We start from the raw sequence: 17,992 nt of genomic DNA, 5'->3' as shown, positions 1-17,992 counted from the left end.
AGAAAAATCAGGGGTTTTAATTTAAAACATTACACGTTTTTGTTACAAGTGATTCAATGCTTTGACACTCACTTTAACTGTTAAATCATGCTTTCCACCGGAATAAACACCCTCAACAGGGCTTATATCGGAATAATCACGGCCAATGCATAAAATAATGTGATTTTCTAATACTTCTACATTATTAGTTGGATCGAGACCAATCCAACCGATTCCCGGTATCATGACTTCTACCCAAGCGTGGGTTGCAATATCACCGATCAAGGCAGAGTTTTCATCGACGTATAAATAACCGCTAACATAACGAGCTGGAATTCCTTTAGCTCTTAGCACCGCAAGCATGACATGTGTGAAATCCTGACAAACACCTCGCTTTTGGACGAATGCTTCACTTGCCGTTGTCGTAACATTGGTTGCACCAGGGAAGTATTCAAAAGTCGAATATAAATATTGCATTAAATTTAATGAAAATAGTACAGGATTTTCAGCATGACCAATTGCATGATAAACTTCCTCTAACTGATTTTCTGTCATATACGTAAAGTGCGTAGACTTTAAATAGGGCAAATAATGCTCATAAAACAGTTGCGAGTGAAAAATGGTCTGCATTTCTGGTGAATATTGAATGCGATGAATAAATGGTGCACGTTGAATGCTGACAATAGAGGTCGTTTGAATTTCTAGCTCTTGATGCTGCTCAGGTATATAAAAAGTGCCAACCGTATTGCCCCATATATCTGTATGCTCACGCGTTAAAGATGAAGGTGTAATGGCAATTCGATAGGATAATAAGCGCTGACGCTCATCGCCCCTTGGCTTTAAGCGGATTGTATTTAGGCTTTGATCGACTTCAGACTCATATTGAAAAATATTAGTATGTTGAATTTCAAATTTCATTGTGTCCGCTTCCTTTGGATTACTGACTTGCTTGTTGAAAGGGAGCTGTGGTTGATTCCTTTCAAGGTTGTACGCTGGGTTCATATAAATGATAAATTGTTACAAATGTATTGCCAAAATCAATACATTGACACAATCTTTCCTCCATTAATAAAATCGTTTCCTCTAATGTAATATTCCATAAATCTACATTCATCATGGCAAATAATAAACTTTTTAATGGGGTATGAAGCTCTAAAAACTTTGCTGAAAGAGGATTGTTTTCTAAACAAATAAATGCTTCTTCTAATTTTTGTAAGCAAAACATCACTGAACGAGGGAAATGCTTATCATGTAATAAATATTGAATAACGCAAAGTAAATTGGTTTGGCGATGCTTTTGCAAATAAGACTCCGTCGCCCCTGATAAATCGAGTAAAAATGATCCGTCCGCTTCTATTAAGGAGATGGCTATTTCCCTATGTTGCTCCAGTATAATTAAAACCATACGAATCGTCTTTTCTGCACGTTCTAACCATTTCCCAACTTGCATGAAATAAAAGGGTAAATCTCGATCCATCGAGCCTTCGATAAGCCCTGTAACCGTCAAAGAAGTCTTTCGAACATTTTGCAAAAAAGAGTTAAGTACGGTTAGTGGAATTGGTCTTTCTCGTCCCAATATTTCTTGCTGTAAGGATAAATAAAAGGCATTTTGTAATTCCCAAAGTTCAATGGGGATGCTATCTCGAGCTACACGAGCGTTTTCTCTAACCGCACGTAAAGTAGCATGAAGGGCGTTACTATTATTATTAGAAAAGAGTAGATATTCGATAAGTGTATTGACACGAATCGATTCATAAAAGGTCAAGTACTCTTCCTTCGAGGCACAAATATTCAACACCGCTTCCCAATGATCAATGTATTCATTTTCTTTGCCAGATTGCTCCAACATATTCAACAGCTGTACTTGTAATATATGTGCATTCGTTTGTGATCGTTCACTATATCGTGCCATCCAGTATAGTGCATCGGCTACTCGACTTAGCATACTGCAATTCCTCCTTTAATATCCATGTATCTTTTGCTCCTCCGCCCTGAGAAGAATTCACGACTAAAGATCCTTCTTTTAATGCTACACGCGATAAACCTCCTGGAAGCACATAAATATCCTCGCCCTTCATCACATAAACACGTAAATCGACATGACAAGGATAGAATCTCCCATCCTGGAAGGCTGGTGCTCTAGACAAGTTAATTGTTGGTTGTGCAATGTATTGAGATGGGTTTTCTATAATTTTTTCTTTGAAAATAGCCATTTCTTCATCACTCGCATGTGGACCAATTAACATATCATAACCACCAGAGGCACTAACGTTTTTTATGACAAGCTCTTTCATATGCTCAAGGACCCAAGCTCGATGTCTATCATCAGCTAGATGATAGGTTTTCACATTGTTTAAAATAGGTTCCTCTTTCAAGTAGTAGCGAATCATATCTGGTACATAGGCATACATCGCTTTATCATCAGCAACACCGTTACCAACAGCATTTAAAATAGCAATATTTCCAGCCTTATAAGCATCCATAATATGAGGAACTCCAAGTAAAGAATCTTCACGAAAAACAATAGGATCTAAGAAATCATCATCAATTCGTCGATAAATAATATCAATTTGCTCTAGACCGTAGATTGTCTTCATGTATACCTTATTGTCTCGGACCACTAAATCATGTCCTTCGACAAGCTGAATATTGAGCTGTTGTGCTAAGAAAACATGATCGTAATATGCCGAATTATACATGCCTGCTGTTAAGAGGACAGCTTTAGGTTCTACATTTGGCTTCATGCCGGGTGGCCGGTGAGCAAGGAGTACCTTCTTCATAAAGGCCATTTGTTTATCAAGAGATTGGATCGTATGTTTAGAGAAAAATTCAGGATACACTTCCTTCATAGCAGATCGATTTTGAAAAACATAAGATATTCCTGAAGGATTTCGTAAATTATCTTCTAACACGTAGTAAATACCATTTTCGTCACGAATCAAATCGATACCAGCTAAAAAAATATGATTATCGATAGGTACTTTTACACCAAGCATTTCTTTATAATAATATGGATTGTTTTCGATGAGCTGTATCGGAATAAGCCCATCCTCAACAATACGCTGTTCATGGTAGACATCATGTAAAAAGAAATTTAAGGCTTTTACACGCTGCTTCATACCAGCATCAATTTCTTCCCACTGTTCATGTGGAATTATTATAGGTATAAAATCAAAGGGCATTGTACGCTCTGTTCCACCTTGTGCACCATATACGGTAAATGTTATACCTTGTTTAAGAAATCTTGAGTGTGCTTGCTGATATTTTTCTTCTAATTGCTCCTTTGTGAAAGCATGTAGCTTATTATGGAAAGACCGATAATGAGACTTCGGTTGATTGCCATCGAACATTTCATCAAAAAACAAACCAGATTCATAGAATTTCATCATATGGATCGCCCTCCGAATTTAAGTAGTAGAGAAAACGTGTTAAACTTAAAATGAATACATAAAAGGAGCTAAAAAAATGACAATCATTAATTTAATGCAAGCCTATGAGCTAGACAAGCTTTCAAAATTAGATTTTACTGATGAGGAAATTGTACGCACATTGCAAGCAGGGGATATATCAGTTTGGCAGGAAAAAGTACCAAACTATGAATTTTCCGAAACAATGGCACTTTATCAAGAAGGGAAACAATCGTTCTTGAACGCTCTGCATGGCAACTACCGTATCAAATATGTAACTTTGCCAGGCATTCAACGTTTACTGTATCTTCGTTTCCAATTAGAAGAAGGTAAGAATTATCAATTATTAGAAACAGGAATTCAGCATCTAACTTGTAATGAAGAAACTATCGAGAAGCTTCAACTTATGCTATCAACGAACTGGTCTGTAGCAAAACAAGTAGATGGGACGTATAGTATTTTTGTTAAGTAACGGTTTTCGCACAGAAAACATTTATTGTTGCTGTCGCTTCGCTTTCGCACAGATAAAACCGTGTTGCTGTCGCTTCGCTTTTGCACCGGTAAATAATGCGTCTGAAATCGACAAAAACCAAATAATACCATGCGCATTGTGAGAAGAATCGACACGTATAGTTACCCGTCTTTCCGTTTTTCGAATCGTCTCATAGCATTTAACTCACTAGATTTAAATATTCATTTTTTTCGCGTTTTATACCTAAATCGTGAAACTTTCAAAAAACTTTTAAAAAAGGTGATTTTCTTTCTAAAAGAGAATCATCTTTTTTATCGCATATAAACAGAATGTTTGTTCTTAAATGTAAAAAAGGGCATTTTTTTCACCATAAAGTTCCCAAATTTATATTTGGGAACGTTTTTTCGTGGTAAAATAGAGAAAATAGAGGTGATTTTATGGAAAAGACGAAGCTTCCTAAAATAATGAGAGATTTCCTTGTTTATTTAACGACGATTAAAGGGAAGTCTCATCGCACAAGAAAAGAATATGAATATGATTTGACATTATTTTTCCGTTTCTACATAGCAATCCAGAATGATATTGATTTATCAGATTTAACGAAAATAGATATTTCTACTATTTTAATAGAAGATATTCGAGAAATGACACTGGAGGATCTTTATTTATTTATGGAATATTGCGAGGTGCAGCGCGGGAATTCCGCATCTGCGAGAGCACGTAAAGTAGCAACGTTGAAATCATTTTTTAAATACCTGAAAGGGAAACGTCGTCTTATTGAGGAAAATCCGGCAGATGAATTAGAAACACCAAAAATAGGACGGAAAAGACCTATCTATATGAATATCGAGGAAGCCACACAATTTATCGATGGTATCCAGCCAAATCGTGCTTCACCAAGGAATTATTGTATGATGATGTTTTTCTTAAATTTAGGGATACGTGTGACAGAGCTTTGTCAGCTAAATAGGTCATCTATACAAGGACGCTACTTAACTGTTGTTGGTAAAGGGAATAAAGAACGGACAGTTTATTTGAATGATAGCTGCATCCAGGCACTTGCAGACTATGAAAATAGCGGAAAGACACAATATAAAGGTGAGGAAGAGGAGCCTCTTTTCGTCTCACAAAAGGGAACACGCTTTACCCGTCAAACCGTCGCAAAAATCGTTAAACAAATTAATCAGCAATCTGGACTTCAAAAAGAACGACTGACACCACATAAGTTACGTCATACTTCCGCAACAATGATGTATAAATCAGGGGCAGATATTCGAAGCCTTCAGCATATACTGGGGCATTCAAGTGTTGCAACGACGCAAATTTATACACATATTGAAGATGAAGAGCTACAACATGTACTCGAAAATAATCCATTTAATATTGTTCGTACTAGAGAGCAGTTCATTGAATAACACAGTGCAACAAAAAAGCCGATTATCCTTACATAAAGGAATCGGCTTTTTAGCACTATAATTTGTCATCGATAGAGTTTGTTAGCTCAATAAACTGTCTTTCAATTGGCGTAAATTCGTGGTTGAAACGAGTAATTAAATATAAATCAACATATCTAAATGATGAAGGTATATCTAAGTATTGTTCAATGTTATATCGACTTGCTATACGTTTAGAAACTAAAGTTATTCCCATGCCCATCATGGCAAATTGGATTAACGTTTCTGAATCGCCCACTTCAATAATTTCTCCATGCGTAATACTTAGACTCCTATAGATATTTTGTAATATTGAAAGATACAAACAGTTTTCAGAAAGAACAAGTAAGTTTTGTTCACTTATAAAGTCCTCGAATATTGTACTCCGATCAATACCTGAACCTATGACGACCATTTCTTCAATAGCTACTTTTTTATACTTTATATTATTATTTTTTAATGATCCAATCGTATATGCTACATCAATTTTTCCTAGGAGAATTTGATTTTCTATAAACTCTGTTGAACCTGTTTTTAAAGTTACCGATAAATCAGGGTATGTTTGATAAAGCTTATTTAAAGCTGAGGATATTTGAGTTCCTCCCATTGAAATCATCGTACCTACTCGGAGTTTTTCATCATGTTTTTTCATCATATTTTCTGTTTCTTCCCAAACAAACAATAATTTCTTAAATTGATGATATATTTTTTCTCCCTCTTTCGTTAGTGTTACACCTTTAGAATTTCTAATAAATAATTCTTGGTTATAATGGTTTTCAATTTTTTTAATTTTTGCCGTCATATTCGATTGTAGGTGATTCAATTTAGTGGCAGCAGCAGATATACTTTTTAGTTCTGCAACTGATACAAAAGCTTTCATGTTTTCAATATCCATTTCCATTCACATCCATCAAAAAAAGTGATAGCACCATCATAAATTAACATTTAATATGATGTCCCGTTTTCATTATACTGTATAAAGTTAATAATATTTTAAAAGTTTTGGAGGAATCGTTAATGGAAAATAGAATAATAAAAGTAGGGATTATAGGTGGATCCATGAATAATCAATGGGCAAGTCAAACACATATTCCAGCTTTGAAGAACAATCCCTTTTACAAACTAACAGCAATCGGAACTTCGAACATGGATACCGCTAAAGAAAGTGCCAAAATTTTGAATGCTCCTCATGCTTTCACAAACTATAAGGAATTGGTTCAATCGAAAGATGTCGACTTAGTAGTAGTGAGTATCAAGGTCCCTCATCATTATGATGCTGTGATGGCAGTATTAGATGGAAATAAACATATTTATTGTGAATGGCCACTAGCTATCAATACGGAGCAAGCTAAAAAAATGGCTAAATTGGCAGACGAAAGAAATATTCATCACGCAATTGGACTACAGGGAAGGCAATCTCCAGAGGTAAATTATTTAAAACAAGCAATTCAACAAGGGGATATCGGTAAGGTTATTTCCTGTACTATGCAAGTTGCTACACAAGGGAAAGGGGGAATAACAGATGAAAAAAGCCGTTATCTTTTACACGAAAATAATGGTGCAACCCTTCTTTCCATTAACGGTGGCCACTCTTTAGATGTCCTCTGTTATATTTTAGGTGATTTCAAAGAATTATCGGCTACAATGAATGTCCATTTTACTGAAGCGCTCATACAAGAAACAGGCAAGACAACAGAAAAAAATACAGCTGACCAAATATTAATAAACGGGACGCTAGTTGATGGTACTTCAGCATCTGTACATATACAAGGTGGAGTTTATCCTGCTTTTCAATTAGAAATTAGGGGAGAAAAGGGAGCATTTCGCTTAACACAGAAAAATTCCTATGGTCATGTTCAATTTGGTAACCTTATCGTTGAAAAAATGATACATCCTAATAATTTGCATAACTTTAAAGATGTTTTATATGAAGAAGTAAACATTCCATCAGAAATAAATAATGACGCTATAGGCTATGTGAATCAAGCTTATACGATGTTGGCAAAAGATATTATTCAGAGTACAAAGCAAATTCCAAATTTTAATGATGCTGTCAAACTGCATCGGTTGTTAGATACAATTCGAAAATCTGCAAAGACTGGTAAACGAATACTTCACATCGTATAAAACATATACAGAAAAGGGAGTAAAAAACTTTAGTGGAGGAGATACCATATGAATCAGTTAATAAACGATCATTTATATGAAACAAGAAATAACTTAATAGAGGAAATTAAATTATTAAGTGATACTCAATTGAATGTTAAGCCTGATGCGAACAGTTGGAGTATTGCCCAAGTTTGCCATCACTTAGTTTTAGTGGAGGAGTCTTCAGTAAAAGCGATTGCATGGGGATTAAAACAAGAAGGTAATAAGCAAAAAATGGAACGTAAAAATGTTCAACTTATTATAGATAGAACAAAGAAAATTACAGCACCAAAAATTGTTGAACCAGCTGAAGACTTTTTTGCAGTTCAGCAAATTATTGAGTTGTTAGACGATTCAAGAAAAAAATTAACGGCTTTCCTTGATACAATTGAAGATCCATCAATATTAGTTGAAAAATCCGTGAAGCATCCTGCCATTGGTGAATTACCTCTTGATCAATGGGTAGAACAAATTTATTTTCATGAACAACGACATATTGGACAAATCAAAGAAATCAAAGCATTAATTAAAGTTGAGCACTAATGAACTAAGCTAGAAAAGGAAAACAATGAATGAAAAAAAGAAAAGTAAGACATTATGTTAAAAAAATTATAAAAGAAATTAAAAATTCAATCGCATTAGAAATAATCTGGAACATCTTAATTTTTATTCCTAGAATGATTATTAGATTATTGAAGAATATATGGTGAAGCTCCAATTTCTCGTGATCAACAAAAGTGCTTGATAAATAGACATAAAGGGAAGGAAAGAGCAACGAGCCTTTCCTTCTTTTTTGTGTTTTATGGTATAATTATCATTATTTACTATTTTTAGATAGGAGAAGTTATGAAGATTTATAAATTAGCATGTATATGTACGTTTCTTGTACTCTTATCAGGGTGCAATACATTTTCAACTAAAACAGAAGTACAAGCTTCAAAAGTAACATCAGAGGTTGTAAAAAGTGAACCTATTGTTGAGGATATCACTGACGAAGAATCAGTACGAACGTCTTACCCAATTGAAATTGATGAAGAGATAGCGGCTCCGATAGGTGAAAGTAAATCATATTTTACTTATGAGGGAGATGTTCCATTTAAAATATCCTTAGCAAACACTGGTACTGAGAGCTTTATATACAAAATTCGAAACGTAAATAAAGAAACAAAAGTTGTAAATGGTGTTTTAAAAAGTAACGAAAGTTTTGAAAAGGTTTTTGACGGATTTCCTGAAGGAGCTTATGTTATCTCTTACGTTGTAGAAGAGGAAGAGCCTCCTGCAAATATAAAACTAAAGGTAAAGGTAGAGTTACTTCCTTAATGTCTTTAATATTCGAAAATGACGAGAGCCATTGTTTTGATCATTCTTTTTTCAAAACAATGGCTTATTTATGCATGAAATTAAGACTTAAAAGTTATTTTTAATCATTTTTTTGTAAAACTTGACGAAATAAATCATCTGTTATATATTAAATGAAAATAAAAATAACTGTTATAAAACAGTTTTGTTAGAGGAGGAATTCTAATGTCAAAGTATCGTGATGGTTATGAATTTTATTGTGAGATGTGTGAGCGTTATGGTTTAGAGCCAATTTCATTCCGCTATTTTGTGCTACAGCTATCGCAGCAGCAACTTTCAGCTTATAATATGCAAGCGAAACAATTAGGAATTTAGAAGGAGTGATTAAAGGATGTGGTTATGACGGAAGCCGACGTGAATATTTTATGAAAAGCCTAGCCATACTAATTTAAATGGATTGGGCTTTCGTATATTTGAAAGAAATACCAGAAAATTTATTGACACAGCAAACTAACTGTTATATATTATTAACAAAAAAACAATTCTGTTATAGAACACGACATATCCATCAATTATCACAAGAGTAATTAGAATATAATAACGAAGTTGCACAAACGAAAGGGAGTTATTAGGATGACAGATTATCGAGAAGGCTATGATTTTTATCGTCAAGTATGTGAGAAACACGGATTAGAGCCAATAAATTTTCACTATTATATTTTAAACTTATCTCAGGAGCAACTAGATGCCTACAATGAACGTGCCAAAACATTGGGAGGTCAAATAGAATATGAAGTCTCTTAGCTTATAAAATGCCTACTGCCTATATGTGACAGTAAGGCATTTTTTGGATATAACATAAATGAAGAAAATATTCAAGTATCGTAAAATTACAGAAAGTTCATATGTTCTAAAGGTAAATAGACTAAACATAACATATAAATAGCACTAAGGTAATTAAAGTGTTCAAAAACAAACGTTATAAGTAAGTTAAAAGACCTTGTTTTTGAGGTCTATTATATTGAAAACCATCAAATATAGATTTGAATGTTTTGATATTTGGGTTGAATTAACTGCTTTTCTAAGACTATAATATAATTACATAATAAAGGGCGATATCCCATAACTTTATACCCCATTTAAATATAAAGCAAAAGTACTAAACCCTTCTAATGAACGGAGAATGAAAATGACGAATATCATGCCTAGTAGTATCAATCAAATTAACTACAGTCTGAAAGAATTACAAGATATTTTTTCAGCAATGAATAGTTCAATCATTGTAGCAATTACAGATCGAACTGGGAGAATTACGTTTGTTAATGATCATTTTTGCAAAATTTCTAAATATACTCGTGAAGAATTATTAGGGCAAGATCACCGTTTACTCAATTCAGGATTCCACCCAAAATCTTTCTTTAGAGAGATGTGGAAAACTATAGGCAAGGGTGACATGTGGAATGGCGAGGTCTGTAATCGCGCGAAGGATGGTAGTCTTTACTGGGTGAAGACAACGATTATTCCTTTTCTTGATGACAATGGCAAACCGTATCAATATATTGCTATACGAGTCGATATTACTGCCCAAAAGGATATAAAAAAGATAACCCATATTGCTTATCACGATGAATTAACGGGGCTACCAAATCGTCGTAAGTTAGAACAACGTTTAGAAAATGAATTCCATCAATCTCGACGCACAGGTGAGAAGTTTGCGTTGTTTTTCATTGATGTAAATCGTTTTAAAAACATTAACGATGGATTTGGTCATATCATCGGGGATATGTTCTTAGTGGAAATGGCGAATCGTTTACGCAACGTTGATTATACATCCAATTCTATTTACCGCCACAACAGTGATGAATTTGTTATTATACTAAACGATGTTGACCGTATTGAGGAAAAAGCCGAGGAAATAATCAGCGTCTTTAATGAGAGTTTTATTGTTGAAACGTTTGAATTTTACGCAAGTATTAGTATTGGAATTAGTATTTTCCCAGATCATGCAAACTCTGTTGAGGAATTATTGAAAAATGCAGATATCGCTATGTATGCTGCGAAATCTACACGCGGTAATCAATTTCGCTTATATCGTCCTAACATGGAGGAAATCAATGATAAGTGGCTATTACTTGAAACAAAATTACATCAAGCATTAAAAAAAGATATTTTAGAATTACATTATCAACCAAAAATTAATTTAAAAACGAATAAAGTGATTGGCATGGAGGCATTACTTCGCTGGCATGATCCTGAACTAGGTCATATGCCACCGGATCGCTTTATTCCATTTGCTGAGGAATGTGGGCTCATTAATGATATAGGGGTATGGGTGTTAAAAAAAGCATCTGCTCAGGCACGCACTTGGAATAAAGTACATAATTTAAACTTACGTGTTGCCGTGAACATTTCCCCGATTCATATTAGTACGACAGGTTTTGTCGCAATGATACATGAAGTGATTGCAGAAACAAAAATTGATCCACTCTTCTTAGAAATCGAAATTACAGAAATGAGTATGTTAGATTATACGGAAGACTTAATTAATACAATTAAGCAATTAAGAGCACTTGGTATTACGATTTCATTAGATGATTTCGGAACTGGTTATTCGTCGCTAAATTACTTAAAAACATTCCCAGTAGATGTTTTAAAAATAGATCGTGCATTCGTCCGTGATATCGTGCCTGAAAAATCAGGCATTGCCATGATTTCAGCTATGATCTCTCTAGCGCATGCCTTAAATCTGCAAGTAGTAGCAGAAGGTGTCGAGGAAGAAGCAGAATTAAACGTGCTGCGTGAACATGGCTGTGAGTACGTACAGGGCTATTATTTCAGTAAACCATTATCGGTAGAGGACTTTACGAAACTGATAGTAGATGATAGTTACATGTAGACAATGTGGAGGATCTTGACCTTAATTTAGGGCAAGATCCTCTAAGTGTTTATGGTTACTTTATTATGAAAAGCAATTTTACAACAAATGAAGAGTAAGTTTTACTGTTTTCTTTTTTTGGCTAGATAGAAGCAATTTGGTCACAGGGAAGTAAAGTCTATTTTCTGATATTTCCCGAAAAATAATTGTATTTAATGAAATATTTGAAATCATTCAACTGTTTTGCTAAAGTTATATAAAATATAAATTGTTGATGTGGCCAAGTAAGTAAGAATAGTGAAACAGAGAATATAGCAATTGCTGAGAGCTATATCACCGCTTCTTATCTGAAACCTACCACGGAGATGTTATGCAAACATAACCGAGTCGTTTTCGTTACAAAACGTTAGAGGGTTTTAAGGTTTTCTTAAAACTAAATTCAAGGTGGTACCACGTTTAGTCGGCACAAAGACGTCCTTATTTGGAGGACAGCTTTGTGCTTTTTATTTTTTCAGTAGGTAAAGTTACAAAAATGGAGGAGAAAATATGACAACACAACAAAATGATTTTTCAAAATGGTACATCGAGACAATCCAAAAGGCAGACTTAATGGATTATACACCAGTTCGCGGCTGTATCGCATTTAAACCAGATGGCTATGAAATTTGGGAACATATTCAAGAAGAGATGGACCGTCGTTTTAAAGAAACAGGTCATCGCAACGCTTATTTCCCTATGCTAATCCCTGAATCCTTCTTCCAAAAAGAAAAAGATCATATCGAAGGTTTCTCACCTGAGCTTCCTTGGGTAACGGAGGCAGCCGGCGAAAAATTAGAAGAACGTTTAGCACTTCGTCCAACTTCTGAAACGATGGTTGGCCATCTCTATTCGAATTGGATTAAAAGTTACCGTGATTTGCCGGTCTTAATTAATCAATGGGCAAATGTTTTTCGTTGGGAGAAAAAAACACTTCCGTTCATTCGAACATCTGAATTTTTGTGGCAGGAGGGTCATACAGCACATATTGATGAAGAGGATGCACGAAAAGAAACAATGCAAATGTTAGCTATCTATAAGGAGGTAGTAGAGGGTTTACTTGCCATTCCTGTCTACGATGGACAAAAAACACCTTCTGAACGTTTTGCAGGCGCAGTAGATACATTTTCTATCGAAGCAATGATGAAAAATGGCAAGGCCGTACAAGCTGGTACCTCTCACTATTTAGGGACAAAGTTCGCTGAAGCCTTTGATATTAAATATTTAAATAAAGCCAATCAGCATGAATATGTACACACAACATCCTGGGGGACTTCCACACGTTTAATAGGTTCAGTAATTATGGTTCATGGTGATGAGCAGGGTCTAATTTTGCCGCCACGAATTGCACCGACCCAAGTTGTCTTAATACCTGTAGGTCCATGGAAAAAGAACCCTGAAATTATGGGGAAACTAGATGACATCTTTGCAATCCTTAAGAACAAGGGAATTCGAGTACGTCTAGATGATTCGGACCAATCACCAGGCTACAAATTTAATGAATGGGAATTGAAAGGTGTACCAGTTCGAGTTGAACTAGGACCACGTGACTTAGAGAAAAACCAGGCATTGTTAAAAGCACGAGATGAAGAGGACAAGCAATCCATTGACCTGAACGACATTGTTGCAGCAATTGAAGTGGAACTAACAACAATGCAAAGTCGATTATTCGATAAAGCACGTAAATTCCGTGATGAAAACGCTCATACAAATATCGATACACTGAAGGATTTACAGCAGCATATTAACATTTCCAAGGAAAACGGATCTATTCCTGGCTGGATTCTTGCTGGATGGTGTGGAGCCGATGCATGCGAGGAAAAAGTGAAAGAAGAGACAAAATATACTTCTCGTAACATTCCATTTAACCCACCAACTACGAAAACTACATGTATTTGCTGTGGAAATGAAGCGAAACATACAGTTTGGTTTGCTCAGGCTTACTAAAAAGAGTAGTGTATTAAGTTGTCAAATTTTGCTTTCATACAAAAGTATTTAGCTTTTGTAATCTTGATATTCGCAAGAACCATTGTACCTTTCACTGTCCTTTCGATACAGGAAAACACTGCTACTGCGGTAGTTACAATAGATGTTTTCTGCGATGGATAATCGCAGGAGGAGATGCTTTTTGCGCGAAAGCTAAGCGTCAGCAGCAAATTGTCACTATCCTCGTCGCAAAGGAGATGTCTCAAAAGAGCTTTTCAGACATCTCCTTTTGTATTTTAGACTAGCTTGAACAGGAACGTTCGTTCTACAATAGACTTAACTTGAATCGAGGAGCTCGTTTTATGACATTACAGTTCCCACAAGAATTCGAGAAATACCGTTACTTTACAACCTGTTATACAAATTGACACGATTGAACTTTAAAAGCAAGTTCGAAGGCAATCGCCATTTACCATTAACAATGGAATATCCTAAAAATGAAAAGAGCAGCCATTTAAGCTTTTAGCACAAATTAATTTCACATGGGAACATGGAGAACATGCGACAGGTCGATATTCGTTTATTTGTTTTCAACACAGGAAGTAACGTAGCGGTGAATGAATAACTGGAACGGACAAGCAAGGGGCATCTTCTATATGAAAATATTTCAGAAGATCAAAGCTTATGTTCCTTAGTGCTGGTCATCTAACTCCGGCTATAATGTGCTGGTCATTAGCCGGATAGTTGGCTTCGGTTAGGATGCTTTCAGAATAATGAGGAAACCGTAAAACATGATAAGGTCAGTTAATTAACAAGGAGACTACTACAATGACAAATGATACTTTACAATTATCCCAGAAATGGCGAGAAGAGGGGTTACGTTATGCAAGTGAGATTAATGCCTACGTGCGCAGAGGATTAGAAAGCAACTGGGAGGCACCAGGAGAGGAGCCGTCTGAAGATTCACGTGGACAATTAGCTTCGCAAGTGTACAAGTTTATTAAACAGGCGAATAGAACAAAGGAACTGGAAACGCTCCGTGAACAGTTTCCAGCTGCTTCTTGGCCATTTCAAGAAACGCACAGCCAACTAATGCGAGCTGTTTATCCAATTGCACTTCTACGTGATGGTGCATTACTTGTTGTAGCGCAAAATGAAGATTTATCACGCACTGTCTATGTGATGGATAAACAGGAAGCAAACCGTATCGAGCATGTACAAGCGGCAAGTTGTTCTGCGGATGGGCGCGACATTGCTTTAATGGATGAGCAAGGAGTTCGTATCGTACGTGAGCTTGATCGAGAGTTGAACGGCTCTCTGCTGGCTACATACACATGGGCGACAATCATCGACCAATTGCGCGAAAAATATCCCGACATTGAGACCTTACAGCCAGAAAGCTATCGAAACGCAGATGTCATTCTATTCGCTGATGGCACGAAGTTATTGGTGGTGTCGCATGACGGCATCTATTTAATTGAGAAAACAGGTGCCCTCTTGTTGGACCCGACAGTGGAAAATATACGGGAGTGGTCAAGGGAAGATGATGACTTGACAGCAAGTTTAGCGATGCCACATGGAGTTGTTTCGCGAAGCGGCAGATGGCTGGCTTATGGAAGTCAAGGCAGCGAGCATTTGTTGCTGGATATGGAAAAGTATGCTACGTACTCGTTTGAACCGATGTCGAGTTATCCCCATTACAGCTTGTTCAGTGCCAATGATGAGCATGTTTGGTTCAATGCATGTCATTTTTACAATGGATGTACGCTAGGTATTTCACTCCATGATCTTGAACAGGACAATAATGAAGAACCCCTTTCAATAGATGATAGTATGCGTGTATATGCCGGTGTTGCAGTGCAAGGGGGCAACATCATGGGTGACGCATATGGTTATTTACGAATGATTGATTTGGAGGGGAATGAACTTTGGCGTTACTTCGTATCTGGGACAATCAGTGGCATGGCATTAAACTCTGACGAGACAATATTGCTTGTCGGTACATACAATGGAACGCTACATGTACTTGATTTGACTAGTACAGAGCCAAGTCCGTATGAGATTAGCACAAGTTCAATACGTGAATCGTACCGCTGGATCTTCTGGGATACTCAACAACCACTGTACTGGTAGTTTTTATAGGCAAAATCGACGAAACTATAAGGTTCTTTTTATCAACATCATATGTATTTGAAATGACAGATACTTTTAATAGTTTGCGTTTGGTCTAAATTTCAAGTGTTAGTAAAAGTAATTTATTAATGGCTAAAGGTGTCACGATGGAAACATCTAAATGGATTCCTTTAATTAACATCTGAGATGAAGAAAAGATTTGTGTAGGAACAAGAGTTAGGTTGTACAATGTAGATCTAACTCTTGTTGAAGATAACAAAGATGATTACTACGAATACTTAATAACATCTATATTATGACAATGAAACGCACTTACAGCTAACGGTTCACTTTAGAGCTAATATCAAAGGAAGTGAAAGTATGTTTTATCCGATTGGCAACACAACAATAGATTCTGATAAATATAGAGAAAAATTTGCAAAACGTTATTATCTGCCTTTTATGAAAGAATTGATAGACTTATCAGGATGTTCTTTAAAGGAAGCAAAAGAGTTGATTGATTTACTGACTACTCCCACAGCTAAAGCAGTAGGAGTAGTCAGAAGAGGTACAAGATACTTGTTTAGCTGAATTACAAGATGATTGAGAGGGAGTTGGATTATGCCAAAAAAATTATTGAATATGTTAGAAAAATGGTATGAGAAAAATCAACATGAAAAAATTGTAGAAGCGATTGAACAATTGTCTAAACCAGAGCGAGATTACGAAATAGTAGGTCATTATGGTCGTGCGCTTAATAATTTAGGGCGTTATCATGAAGCGTTGTCCCAGTTATGCACAGTAAAAAAACAGGGCCAACTAGATGCGGATTGGCATTGGCGTGTTGGCTATGCTTATTTCTATATCCAGGAATGGCAAGAAGCACTGGCTGCATTTGAAAAAGCGAAGGAATTACAGTTTGATACTAGAACTGAAGAGTATATAGTAGCCTGTCGGAATATTATGAAAAAGTCAGCGGAAGCGCTAGATGATATCAAGCTTGTACCTTTTCATGAGCGTAATTTCAGTCAATTTTGGGAAAAAAGCGATTATGCGGATAAAAATTATGTAGAAGTATCCCCCACTACTGAAATGATTGCTTCTATAGAAGAGGAACTTGGCTATAAATTGCCAGCAGATTATATTTGGTTTATGCAACAACAGAACGGCGGTATACCAGTAAACACTTGTTTTCCAACGGCTATGCCGACTTCTTGGGCAGAAGATCATGTGGCGATTACAGGGATTATGGGCATTGGTCGCGAAAAGGCTAACAGCTTGTGTGGCAGTTTGGGAAGCAGTTTTATGTTGGAAGAATGGGGCTACCCAAATATTGGCGTTGTCATAGCCGATTGCCCGTCAGCAGGTCATGATGTCATTATGCTTGATTATCGTGCATGTGGAGCAGATGGTGAACCTGCTGTTGTACATGTAGATCAAGAGGCAGATTACTATATTACTTTCCTTGCGCCGAACTTTGCGACTTTTATTGTCGGATTGGTGAATGAGGAAGTATTCGATACATCTGAACAAGATAAAATTGACGATTTGGATATGGTGAAACATGTACCATTCTCTCCTTTGTTACAGTCGTTATGTGAGAAAGCTGGAGAGGGAAATCGGATAGAAGCAGTTATTCGAGGTATTTGTACGCAAATTGTAGAGGACAAAGGCTATTTTGCTTTACATGCAGACGAGATATCCATGCTGATGTATGATATTCAGTTTTGGTTGTACACTGGTGCTAATTCGAAGGTGACGCAAGCTCAATATTTAGCGGATTACAAGAATATCATTGCACTTGCACAAGGTTTCAGTACAGGAGGATATGCCCCAGATTTTGTTTCAAGTTGGTTAAATGAACGCATAGAGCAGGGGGAAATTGTAAGTCAAGAAGGGATATTAAGTTTTACAGCGGATAAGCTAGCTAGTCTACATGCTCAAATGGTGAATGAAGAACTAAAACCGTTTAGTTGGCTAGAACATGATAGTGGAAATATTTCGTTCCTGTTAGAAGTAGGCATTTATAAACAGGAGTTGTTTGAAACACGAGCAGACGAAGGATTCCAAGGTAACGGCTACGATTGGTGCTCGCTTGCTGATGTGTATTTGCAAGAAAAGTTGCCAGAGCTAGAAGGCATTGTGCGTTTCGACCCAGAAACAGATATGTTCTGTGCGTATGCCAGCGAAAAGGACGCATTGTTGCGATTCGCTGTCGGATTTAAACAAGCGTGTGAAAATGATGAAAAAATACATGATTTATTTTCTAGGGCGATATTGGATTAATGGATATTGAAGACGCATT

The 17,992-nt window shown here is 36.2% G+C and carries 16 protein-coding genes and 1 other annotated feature; of the genes, 12 read left to right on the top strand and 4 right to left on the bottom strand.

The features are described 5' to 3' along the window. Nucleotides 1–42: 42 nt before the first annotated feature. From ACQKOF_RS05385 to ACQKOF_RS05375, 3 genes are all read right to left on the bottom strand, one after another. Nucleotides 43–897: a transglutaminase family protein gene (locus tag ACQKOF_RS05385; protein WP_427554407.1), complete on the bottom strand. Its 855-nt coding sequence runs from the start codon at nt 895–897 to the stop codon at nt 43–45. Nucleotides 898–958: 61 nt separating this feature from the next. Then, complete coding sequence (locus ACQKOF_RS05380) at nt 959–1,924, bottom strand: alpha-E domain-containing protein (protein WP_427554405.1); 966 nt, start codon at nt 1,922–1,924, stop codon at nt 959–961. Next, a complete protein-coding gene (locus tag ACQKOF_RS05375) occupies nt 1,878–3,368 on the bottom strand; it encodes a circularly permuted type 2 ATP-grasp protein (RefSeq protein ID WP_427554403.1) in 1,491 nt (496 codons plus the stop codon). Before ACQKOF_RS05375 ends, ACQKOF_RS05380 begins: the two co-directional genes overlap by 47 nt. Before the next feature lie 76 nt (nt 3,369–3,444). On the opposite strand from ACQKOF_RS05375, the gene ACQKOF_RS05370 reads away from it, so the two are divergent. Both ACQKOF_RS05370 and ACQKOF_RS05365 read left to right on the top strand, forming a co-directional pair. Beyond that, nucleotides 3,445–3,858 (top strand): hypothetical protein, encoded by a 414-nt coding sequence (locus ACQKOF_RS05370; protein ID WP_427554401.1) that lies wholly within the window; start codon nt 3,445–3,447, stop codon nt 3,856–3,858. 437 nt (nt 3,859–4,295) lie between these two features. Further along, nucleotides 4,296–5,273: a tyrosine recombinase XerC gene (locus tag ACQKOF_RS05365; protein WP_427554399.1), complete on the top strand. Its 978-nt coding sequence runs from the start codon at nt 4,296–4,298 to the stop codon at nt 5,271–5,273. Nucleotides 5,274–5,328: 55 nt separating this feature from the next. On the opposite strand, the gene ACQKOF_RS05360 is transcribed toward ACQKOF_RS05365, so the two are convergent. Then, nucleotides 5,329–6,186 carry a LysR family transcriptional regulator gene (locus ACQKOF_RS05360; RefSeq protein ID WP_427554397.1) on the bottom strand — a complete coding sequence of 286 codons (858 nt, stop codon included), beginning with the start codon at nt 6,184–6,186 and terminating at the stop codon, nt 5,329–5,331. A gap of 122 nt (nt 6,187–6,308) precedes the next feature. On the opposite strand from ACQKOF_RS05360, the gene ACQKOF_RS05355 reads away from it, so the two are divergent. From ACQKOF_RS05355 to ACQKOF_RS05310, 10 genes are all read left to right on the top strand, one after another. Then, nucleotides 6,309–7,418 (top strand): Gfo/Idh/MocA family protein, encoded by a 1,110-nt coding sequence (locus ACQKOF_RS05355; protein WP_427554395.1) that lies wholly within the window; start codon nt 6,309–6,311, stop codon nt 7,416–7,418. 48 nt (nt 7,419–7,466) lie between these two features. Then, nucleotides 7,467–7,982: a DinB family protein gene (locus tag ACQKOF_RS05350; protein ID WP_427554393.1), complete on the top strand. Its 516-nt coding sequence runs from the start codon at nt 7,467–7,469 to the stop codon at nt 7,980–7,982. 303 nt (nt 7,983–8,285) lie between these two features. After that, nucleotides 8,286–8,759: a hypothetical protein gene (locus ACQKOF_RS05345; protein ID WP_427554391.1), complete on the top strand. Its 474-nt coding sequence runs from the start codon at nt 8,286–8,288 to the stop codon at nt 8,757–8,759. Between the two features lie 204 nt (nt 8,760–8,963). Beyond that, a complete protein-coding gene (locus ACQKOF_RS05340; RefSeq protein ID WP_370044033.1) occupies nt 8,964–9,113 on the top strand; it encodes a transcriptional regulator in 150 nt (49 codons plus the stop codon). 258 nt (nt 9,114–9,371) lie between these two features. Continuing rightward, nucleotides 9,372–9,542, top strand: a complete 171-nt coding sequence (locus tag ACQKOF_RS05335) for a transcriptional regulator (protein WP_387082889.1) — start codon at nt 9,372–9,374, stop codon at nt 9,540–9,542. A gap of 385 nt (nt 9,543–9,927) precedes the next feature. Beyond that, the gene (locus ACQKOF_RS05330; protein ID WP_427554388.1) at nt 9,928–11,634 is read left to right on the top strand and encodes a putative bifunctional diguanylate cyclase/phosphodiesterase; all 1,707 of its coding nucleotides are present in this window, start codon (nt 9,928–9,930) and stop codon (nt 11,632–11,634) included. A gap of 241 nt (nt 11,635–11,875) precedes the next feature. Then, nucleotides 11,876–12,095: a binding site (T-box leader), on the top strand. 64 nt (nt 12,096–12,159) lie between these two features. Continuing rightward, complete coding sequence (gene proS, locus ACQKOF_RS05325; RefSeq protein WP_427554386.1) at nt 12,160–13,596, top strand: proline--tRNA ligase; 1,437 nt, start codon at nt 12,160–12,162, stop codon at nt 13,594–13,596. Nucleotides 13,597–14,403: 807 nt separating this feature from the next. Beyond that, a complete protein-coding gene (locus tag ACQKOF_RS05320; protein ID WP_427554384.1) occupies nt 14,404–15,708 on the top strand; it encodes a PQQ-binding-like beta-propeller repeat protein in 1,305 nt (434 codons plus the stop codon). Between the two features lie 360 nt (nt 15,709–16,068). Continuing rightward, complete coding sequence (locus ACQKOF_RS05315; protein ID WP_427554383.1) at nt 16,069–16,278, top strand: hypothetical protein; 210 nt, start codon at nt 16,069–16,071, stop codon at nt 16,276–16,278. Nucleotides 16,279–16,308: 30 nt separating this feature from the next. Further along, the gene (locus tag ACQKOF_RS05310; RefSeq protein WP_427554381.1) at nt 16,309–17,973 is read left to right on the top strand and encodes an Imm51 family immunity protein; all 1,665 of its coding nucleotides are present in this window, start codon (nt 16,309–16,311) and stop codon (nt 17,971–17,973) included. Nucleotides 17,974–17,992: the final 19 nt, after the last annotated feature.

The organism is Lysinibacillus sp. NPDC093190, assembly GCF_050280425.1.
Classification (GTDB): Bacteria; Bacillota; Bacilli; order Bacillales_A; family Planococcaceae; genus Lysinibacillus.
Note: the sequence above shows the minus strand (reverse complement) of the source record. Positions and strands in the feature narration are given on the sequence as shown.